The sequence below is a fragment of the Acidisphaera rubrifaciens HS-AP3 genome (genome assembly GCF_000964365.1).
Lineage (GTDB): Bacteria > Pseudomonadota > Alphaproteobacteria > Acetobacterales > Acetobacteraceae > Acidisphaera > Acidisphaera rubrifaciens.
The window spans coordinates 1-7,976 of sequence record NZ_BANB01000307.1 but is presented as its reverse complement, the minus strand read 5'-3'; the positions used below and the strand labels follow the sequence as shown (position 1 = coordinate 7,976).

The 7,976-nt window shown below is 71.9% G+C and carries 7 protein-coding genes; 5 read left to right on the top strand and 2 right to left on the bottom strand.

Features of this window, described 5'->3' with window-relative positions:
• Nucleotides 1-697 (top strand): PDR/VanB family oxidoreductase (locus tag B8460_RS10170; RefSeq protein ID WP_048861487.1); only part of this gene is annotated, 697 nt, incomplete at its 5' end.
• 7 nt (nucleotides 698-704) lie between these two features.
• Here the strand turns inward: B8460_RS10170 and rutA are convergent.
• Nucleotides 705-1,781 carry a pyrimidine utilization protein A gene (rutA, locus tag B8460_RS10165; protein WP_048861486.1) on the bottom strand — a complete coding sequence of 359 codons (1,077 nt, stop codon included), beginning with the start codon at nucleotides 1,779-1,781 and terminating at the stop codon, nucleotides 705-707.
• Nucleotides 1,782-1,953: 172 nt separating this feature from the next.
• On the opposite strand from rutA, the gene B8460_RS10160 reads away from it, so the two are divergent.
• Nucleotides 1,954-2,730, top strand: coding sequence for a GntR family transcriptional regulator (locus tag B8460_RS10160; protein ID WP_048861485.1), 777 nt, complete (start codon nucleotides 1,954-1,956; stop codon nucleotides 2,728-2,730).
• An 18-nt stretch (nucleotides 2,731-2,748) separates the two neighbouring features.
• On the opposite strand, the gene B8460_RS10155 is transcribed toward B8460_RS10160, so the two are convergent.
• Nucleotides 2,749-3,378, bottom strand: a complete 630-nt coding sequence (locus B8460_RS10155; RefSeq protein ID WP_048861484.1) for an isochorismatase family protein — start codon at nucleotides 3,376-3,378, stop codon at nucleotides 2,749-2,751.
• Nucleotides 3,379-3,502: 124 nt separating this feature from the next.
• On the opposite strand from B8460_RS10155, the gene B8460_RS10150 reads away from it, so the two are divergent.
• The 3 genes from B8460_RS10150 to B8460_RS10140 all read left to right on the top strand — a co-directional run.
• Nucleotides 3,503-5,605 (top strand): hydantoinase/oxoprolinase family protein, encoded by a 2,103-nt coding sequence (locus tag B8460_RS10150; RefSeq protein WP_048861483.1) that lies wholly within the window; start codon nucleotides 3,503-3,505, stop codon nucleotides 5,603-5,605.
• The gene (locus tag B8460_RS10145) at nucleotides 5,602-7,389 is read left to right on the top strand and encodes a hydantoinase B/oxoprolinase family protein (RefSeq protein WP_048861482.1); all 1,788 of its coding nucleotides are present in this window, start codon (nucleotides 5,602-5,604) and stop codon (nucleotides 7,387-7,389) included. The genes B8460_RS10150 and B8460_RS10145 overlap by 4 nt, the downstream gene beginning before the upstream one ends.
• Nucleotides 7,386-7,976, top strand: a 591-nt coding sequence (locus B8460_RS10140) for an amidase family protein (RefSeq protein ID WP_048861481.1), incomplete at its 3' end; no start/stop codon positions are given. The genes B8460_RS10145 and B8460_RS10140, both read left to right, overlap by 4 nt.

Here is a 7,976-nt window from a genome sequence, read left to right as displayed (position 1 = left end):
CCCCCCCGGCCGGCGCGTGCGGGTCGCGGCGCCGCGCAACCAGTTCGCGCTGGACGGGGGGGCGGCCGAGTCCGTGCTGATCGCCGGGGGCATCGGCGTGACGCCGCTGCTGGCGATGGCGCACGCGCTGCACCGCGCGGGGCGGCGCTTCACCCTGCATTACTGCGCGCATAGCCGCGCGACGGCGCCGTTCCTGGCCGAGATCGAGGACGGCCCGCTCGCGCCGTATCTGCGGCGCTGGCTCGGCACCGGGCCGGATGCCGCGCGCTTCGACGCGGCGGCGACGCTGGCGGCGTCACCGGACGCGCATGTCTATGTGTGCGGCCCGCAGCGGTTGCAGGATGACGTGATCGCGGCGGCGGCGCGGCTCGGCATCCCGCCCGCGCGGGTGCATCGCGAGCATTTCACCGCCGACGTCGATCGGACGGGCACGCCCTTCACCGTTGTCGCCGCCCGCAGCGGCATCACCGCCGAGGTCGCCTCCGACCTCAGCATCGCACAGGTGCTGGCGGCCAGGGGGCTGCATGTGCCGGTCGCCTGCGAACAGGGCGTGTGCGGCACCTGCGTCACCCGCGTGCTGGAGGGCGCTGTCGATCACCGCGACCTGTTCCTCGACGCGGCGGAGAAGGCCGCCGGCACGCGGATGACGGTGTGCTGCTCGCGTGCCGCCGGGGACCGGCTGGTGCTCGACCTGTAGGGTCCGGTCAGGCGCCGCGCAGATGCGCGCGGCATGTCATCAGCGGCTGGATGCGCGTGCCGAACGCATCCATGCCGGCGATGAAGTCGTCGAAGGTGAGCATCAGCCCCTTGGTGCCGGGCACCGCCGCCGCCTCGTCCAGCAGGCGGGCGACGGTTTCGTACGAGCCGACCAGGGTGCCCATGTTGAAGTTGATCGCCCCCTCCGGCGCCGCGATGGATTTCGCGGTGGAGCCCGCGGCGGCGGCGGCATCCGCGCCGGCCTCGGCGGTCAGCCACGACAGGGCGCCCATGTCGGCGCCGGCGTTGTAGAGCTTCCACTTCGCCATCGCCGCCTCGTCCGTCTCGTCGGCGATGACCATGAACAGGACATAGGCGCCGACGTCGCGCCCGGTCTTCTCCACCGCCGCCAGCATGCGTTCGTTGGTCGGCGCATAGGCGGCGGGCGTGTTGACGCCGGCGCCGAGGATGAAGTTGTAGTCGCAGTGCCGCGCGCCGAAGGCGAGGCCGGTGTCGCTCTGCCCGGCGCTGACGATGCGCACCGGCGCCTGCGGCCGGGGGCTGAGGCGGCAGTCCGACATCCGGAAATACTCGCCCTTGAAGTCGGAGGCGCCGGTCTCCCACAGCTCCTTCATCACGGTGACGTATTCGGTGCTGTAGAGGTAGCGGCGGGCGAAATGCGCGTCGCCCGGCCACAGGCCCATCTGTTCGTATTCGGCCTTCGCCCAGCCGGAGACGATGTTGACCCCGAAACGGCCGCCCGAGATCGAGTCGATCGTCGCCGCCATCCGCGCGACGATCGCGGGCGGGATGGTCAGCACCGCGACCGAGGCATAGAGGCGTATGCGCTCGGTGACCGCCGCCAGCCCGGCCATGAGGGTGAAGGATTCGAGGTTGTGGTCCCAGAACTCGCTCTCTCCGCCGAAGCCGCGCAGCTTGATCATGGACAGCGCGAAGTCGAGGCCATAGGCCTCCGCCCGGGTCACCACCGCCTTGTTCAGCGCGAAACTCGGCATGTACTGGGGCGAGGTGGTGGAGATCAGCCAGCCGTTGTTGCCGATCGGGATGAACACGCCGATGTCCATGGGCTCTCCTTCGGGGCGGGCGGGCGACGGGCCGGAAGAGCCCTCCGCCGTTTCCTGTGGGGCAACTGTGCAAAACTAGCAATGGACATGCCAGCCCCACCCCGCGGGAACGTGTACGGCTGCTCCGTCGGCGCCCTTTGACGGGCCGCCATGCTTTGGCATAGGGACGGCCATGTCGTCAGCCTCCCTGAATGCGCCCCTCCCGCGCCTGTCGAAGAACGGGGGTCCGCTGTACCTGCAGATCGCCGAACGGCTGCAGCGCAACATCGCGTCCGGCCGCTATGCCGTCGGCTCGCTTCTGCCGACCGAGCACGAGCTGTCCGATCATTTCGGCGTCAGCCGCCAGACGGTGCGGCAGGCGATCCTGCATCTGCGCCAGATGCGGCTGATTTCCGCCCGCAAGGGGATCGGCACGCGGGTGGAGGCGCGCGACGCCGGCGCCACCTTTTCCCACTCGGTGCGCTCGCTGTCCGAACTCGCGCAATATGCCGAGGAGACGGTGCTGCACGTGCGCGACGTCAAGCCGGTGGTGCTGCGGGGCGAGCTGGCCGCGACCCTCGGCCGCCCGGCCGGGGAGACCTGGCTGCGCCTGTCCGGCCCGCGCATGCTGCCGGGCGAGGACGCGCCGTTCTGCTGGACCACGACCTATCTGGACCGCAGGCTGGCCGGCAACGTCTCCACACGGCGCAGCTATACGCACCCGATCTGGCGCCAGATCGAGCAGGAAGCCGACATAAGGGTGCGCGAGGTGCGGCAGTCGATCGCGGCGAAGGTGCTCGGCCGCACCGATGCCGCGCGGCTGCAGCGCCCGGCCGGCAGCGCCGCGCTGGAGATCAGCCGCTGCTATGTCATCGACGGCGGGGTGGTGACGCAGCTGTCCATCAGCCTGCACCCGGCCGACCGGTTCCGCTACGAATCCGTGCTGAAGCGCGACTGCGCGTCGATCTAGCCGCGTCGGCGGCGGCGCCTAGCTGTTCGGCCGCTCCAGGTTGGACAGGTAGTCCAGACAGACCGGCAGGTCGACCACGTCGGCATAGCGCCGGTCGATGTCGCGAAGATTGGCCTCGTGCGGCTCGCGCGCCACGTCGCCGACGCAGGGCTCCGGCACGATGACGCGGAACCCGTAGCTGAAGGCGTCCACCACGCTCGCGCGCACGCAGCCGGAGGTCACGCAGCCGGTGACGATGACGGTGTCCACGCCCTGCCGCACGAAATAGGGCGCAGCGTTGGTCTGGAAGAAGATCGACGGCGCCGATTTGCACAGCACGAGGTCATGGTCCGGGTCGTGGATGCGCGGGTCGAGCCGCGCGGCCTCGCTGCCGTGGCGGAGCGTGTCGATGACCGGTGCCACCTTCCAGTGCGGCGCGTCGCCCGCGCCGGCATAGGCGATGTAGCACGCGGCGACGGGCACGCCCGCCGCGCGGGCGGCGCGCAGCAGGATGGCGGTGTTGTCGACGGCGGCATTGATCATCGGCGCGCCGCCCAGGGGGAAGCGCGGGTCGGTGAAGCCGAGCTGGAAATCCACGACCACGATGCCCGGCCGCCGGCCGAACCCGACCGGGGCGCCGCCATAGCCGCGCCGCTGATACTCATCCATCGTCCGCTCCCTTCGCCGATGCGCGGCCGGTCCGCCCGGCTGGCTGTCCAGACACGTCACGCCGCATTTAGGCATGGCGGCGCGCATCCTGCATACTCCCGTCCGGACAAGGGGCGGGCATCACATGCGGCTGCGAATTTCGGTCGATACCGGCGGCACCTTCACCGACGTGGTGGTGGTGGACGGGGACGGGCGGCTGCGGATCGGCAAGGCGCTGACGACGCCCGACCGGACTTTCACCGGCATGCGCGCCGCGCTCGACGTCGTGGCGCAGGCGATGGGGTCCACCGCGCGCGACCTGCTCGCCGCCGCCGACACGCTGATCTACGGCACCACGCGCGCGACCAACGCGGTGGTGACGAAGCGCACGGCGCGCACCGCCTTCGTCACCACGCGCGGCTTCGCCGACACGCTGACGCTGAAGGAGGGCGGCAAGCACGGGCCGCACGACTACACGACGGACTATCCCGATCCGTACATCCCGCGCCGCCGCACCTTCGAGATCGACGAACGCATCGGCGCCGAGGGCGAGGTGGTGCGGCCGATCGACATGGCGCAGGCGCGCGCGGTGATCGCGACGCTGGCGGCACGGCGGTTCGAGGCGGTGGCGGTCAGCCTGCTGTGGTCGATCGCCAACCCGGTGCACGAGGAGGCGATCGGCGCGCTGATCGCCGAGATGCTGCCGGGCGTGCCGTTCACGCTGTCGCACCGGCTGGTGCCGATCCTGCGCGAGTACCGCCGCGCCTCGGCCACCGCGATCGATGCGTCGCTCAAGCCGCTGATGCAGCGGCATCTGCGCGAGATGGACGAGGATCTGCGCGCGGCGGGCTTCGCGGGCTCGCTGCTCGTCTCCACCTCGGTCGGCGGCTGCCAGCGTGTGGAGGCGCTGATCGAGCGGCCGATCAACACGCTGAAATCCGGCCCCGCGATGGCGCCGGTCGCCGGGCGCACCCATGCGGCGGAGGAGGCGCTGGGCGGCAACGCCATCGTCTGCGACACCGGCGGCACGACGTTCGATGTCGGGCTCGTGCGCGACGGGGCGCTGGTCTACACGCGCGATTCCTGGCTCGGGCCGCGCTGGCTCGGCGACATCATCGGCGCGTCCACGGTGGACGTGCGCTCGATCGGCGCGGGCGGCGGGTCGATCGCGTGGATCGACGCGGGCGGCCTGCTGCGGGTGGGGCCGCAATCGGCCGGCTCCGATCCCGGCCCCGCCTGCTACGGACGCGGCGGCGCGGAGCCGACGGTGACGGATGCCGCGCTGGTGCTGGGCTATATCGATCCGGGCTATTTCAACGGCGGCCGGCTCGCGCTCGACGCCGACGCGGCGGCGCGGGTCATCGGCGCGCTGGCGGAGCGCCTCGGGCAGACGCCGGACCGTACGGCCGCCGCCATCCTGGCGATCGCCAACGAGCTGATGATCAAGGCGATCGGCGAGATCACGGTCAACGAGGGCCTCAACCCGCGCGAGAGCGTCATCGTCGCGGGCGGCGGCGCGGCGGGGTTCAACATCCTGCCGATCGCGCAGGAGCTGGGCTGCCGCACGGTGATCCTGCCGCGCGCGGCGGCGGCGCTGTCGGCCTGCGGCATGCAGTACAGCGACATCGTGTTCGAGGCGACGCGCAGCCGCTTCACCGACAGCGCGCAGTTCGACCGCGACGGCGTCAACGACGCGCTCCGCGCGATCGCGGAGGAACTCGACGGCTTCCGCGCCGGGCTGACCGGGCTCGCCGACGCGCCGTGGCGGGTCGAGCTGTTCGTGGAGGCGAGGTATCGCGCGCAGGTCTGGGAGCTGGACACGCCGGTGCCCGCGCCGCGCCTCGCGTCCACCGACGTCGCGCGGCTGACGGAGGCGTTCCACGCGGTGCATGAGCGCGTCTATGCGGTGCGCGACGAGGCGAGCCCGGTGGAGTTCGTCAACTGGAAGGGCCGGCTGTCGGTGCAGGCGTTCCACCCGCCCGACCGGCCGGGGGGCGCGGGGACGGGCGCGGGGGCGGACGCGGCCCATGTGCCGCCGCCCACGGGCCATCGCGACTGCTTCTTCCTGCCCGCCGGGCGCGCGCCCACGCCGATTTATCGCGGCGAGGCGCTGCGTCCGGGCGCCGCCATCGCCGGCCCCGCCGTGATCGAGGAGCCGACCACGACCATCGTCGTGCCGGCCGGCTGCACGGCGCGGCTGAGCGGCGCGGGCAACTATATCCTGCACACCGCGGAGGACGCGCGATGACCGCGACGACGCTCGACCCCGTCCTGCTGTCCGTCATCGCCAACCGGCTCGACGGCATCGTGCGGGAGATGACGAACACGCTGCTGCGCGCCGCGCGCTCGGCGGTGATCTCGTCGGCGCGGGATTTCTCCTGCTGCCTGGTGACCGGCGACGACCGGCTGCTGGCGCCGGCCGAGGGGCTGCCGGTGCATATCTTCGGCTGCCACATCCAGACCGCGAACATGCGCCGCTATCACGCGGGCGACATACGGCCGGGCGATGCCTATCTCGACAACGATCCGTACGGCGGCAACACGCATCCGGCCGATCATACCTTCATGGTGCCGGTGTTCTGGGAAGGCGAGCACCTGTTCACCAGCGTCGCCAAGTGCCACATGGCCGATATCGGCAACTCGATCCCGTCGAGCTATTTCGTGCTCGCCCGCGACGTCTATCACGAGGGCGCGCTGGTGTTTCCCGGCGTGCGGGTGCAGCGCGACCGGCGCAACGTCGAGGACATCATGCGCATGTGCCGCGCGCGCATCCGCGTGCCGGACCAATGGTACGGCGACTACCTCGCCGGCCTCGGCGCCGCGCGCGTGGCGGAGCGGCGGCTGGAGGAGCTGTGCGCCAAATACGGCGGCGCGACGATCCGCGCCTTCATCGAAGACTGGTTCGACTATTCCGAACGCCGGATGATCGACAACATACGCCGCCTGCCGAAGGCGCGGCTGGTCAACAAGGGGCGTTCCGATCCGCTGGAGGGTATCCTGCCGGACGGGCTGGAGCTGACGGTGAAGCTCGCGATCGACCCGGACGAGGCGATGATCCATGTCGATCTGTCGGACAATCCGCCCTGCGTGCCGACCGGGCTGAACACCTCGGTCGGCGCCGCGACCTCGGCCGTGGTGGGCGCGATCTTCAACGCGCTGGAGGGTGATCTGCCGCGGAACGCCGGCTCGTTCCGCCGGCTGCGCTTCACCTATGCCGAGGAGAGCGTCGTCGCGGCGCCACGCTTTCCGCATTCCTGCTCGGTCGCGACGACGAACGTGTCCGAACGCCTGGTCAACATCACGCAATCGGCCTTCGCGCAGCTCGGCGACGGGCACGGGCTGTCGGAGGGCGGCACCGGCCTCGGCGCCGGCATGGCGGTGATCTCCGGCCATGATCATCGGCGCGGCGGCGCGCCGTTCGTCAACCGCATGATGCTGTCCACCAACGGTGGCCCCGCCTCGCCGGTCGCGGACGGGTGGGTGAACTACGCGATCCCGGTGATCGCCGGGCTGATGTACCGCGATTCGATCGAGGTGGACGAACTCAAGCACCCGATCCGCGTCCGCTCGCTGCGGCTGGTGCAGGACAGCGCGGGGGCCGGGCGGCGGCGCGGCGCGCCGGCGCAGGAGATCGAGTACACGCCGACCGGCGGCGACGTGACGGCGGTGATCTCCTGCGACGGCCAGCACGCGCCGCCGCGCGGCGTGGTGGGCGGCCGCGACGGAACCCCCGGCGCCACGTGGCGCATCGGCCGCAACGGCGAGCCGGCACGGCTGCCCAACGTCACCACCGTGACGCTCCACGAGGGCGAGGGGCTGCGCGGCCGGGATTCGGCCGGCGGCGGCTATGGCGATCCGCTGACGCGCGAGACCGCGCGGGTGCTGCACGACGTGTTGGAAGGGTGGGAGAGCATGCAGAAGGCGCATGACGTGTACGGTGTCGTCCTGACCGGGCGCATCGACGACGAGACGCTGGCGGTGGACGAGGCGGCGACGCAGGCCCGCCGCGACGCGCTGCGGGGTGCGCGATGAGCACGCTTGCCGCCGATCCGGGGCGCATCACCGATCTCGCCGCCGCGTTGCGGGCGGGCACGCTGACCGCGACGGTGCTGGTCGAACGCTGCCTCGCGCGCATCGACGCGGCGGAGGGTGCGGTCCATGCCTGGGTCCACGTCGATGCGGCGCAGGCGCGTGTCGCGGCGCGCGTCCTCGACGACGAGGCACAGGCGGGCAACTGGCGCGGGCCGCTGCACGGCATCCCGCTGGGCGTCAAGGACGTGATCGACCTCGCGGGCCAGCGCACGCGCGCCTTTTCGCCCGCGCGCGACACGCTGGCGCCGGCCGGCGGGGACGCGACCGTGGTCGCGCATCTGCGCGCCGCCGGCATGATCGTGTTGGGCAAGCTGCACACGACCGAACTCGCCTTCCTCGACGCGGTGCCGCCGACGCGCAATCCGCATGATACGACGCGCACGGCGGGCGGCTCCTCCGCCGGATCCGCCGCCGCCGTCGCCGCCGGCATGGTCCCGGCGGCGCTGGGCACGCAGACGGCGGCCTCGGTCAACCGGCCGGCGGCGTATTGCGGCATCGGCGCGTTCAAGCCGTCCACGCTCGCGATC

Excerpts from the sequence above, each read along its gene's own strand:
- B8460_RS10160 (WP_048861485.1), top strand. The coding sequence starts at position 1,954 with ATGTCGTCAGCCTCCCTGAATGCGCCCCTCCCGCGCCTGTCGAAGAAC.
- B8460_RS10155 (WP_048861484.1), bottom strand. The coding sequence starts at position 3,378 with ATGGATGAGTATCAGCGGCGCGGCTATGGCGGCGCCCCGGTCGGGTTC.
- rutA (WP_048861486.1), bottom strand. The coding sequence starts at position 1,781 with ATGGACATCGGCGTGTTCATCCCGATCGGCAACAACGGCTGGCTGATC.
- B8460_RS10145 (WP_048861482.1), top strand. The coding sequence starts at position 5,602 with ATGACCGCGACGACGCTCGACCCCGTCCTGCTGTCCGTCATCGCCAAC.
- B8460_RS10150 (WP_048861483.1), top strand. The coding sequence starts at position 3,503 with ATGCGGCTGCGAATTTCGGTCGATACCGGCGGCACCTTCACCGACGTG.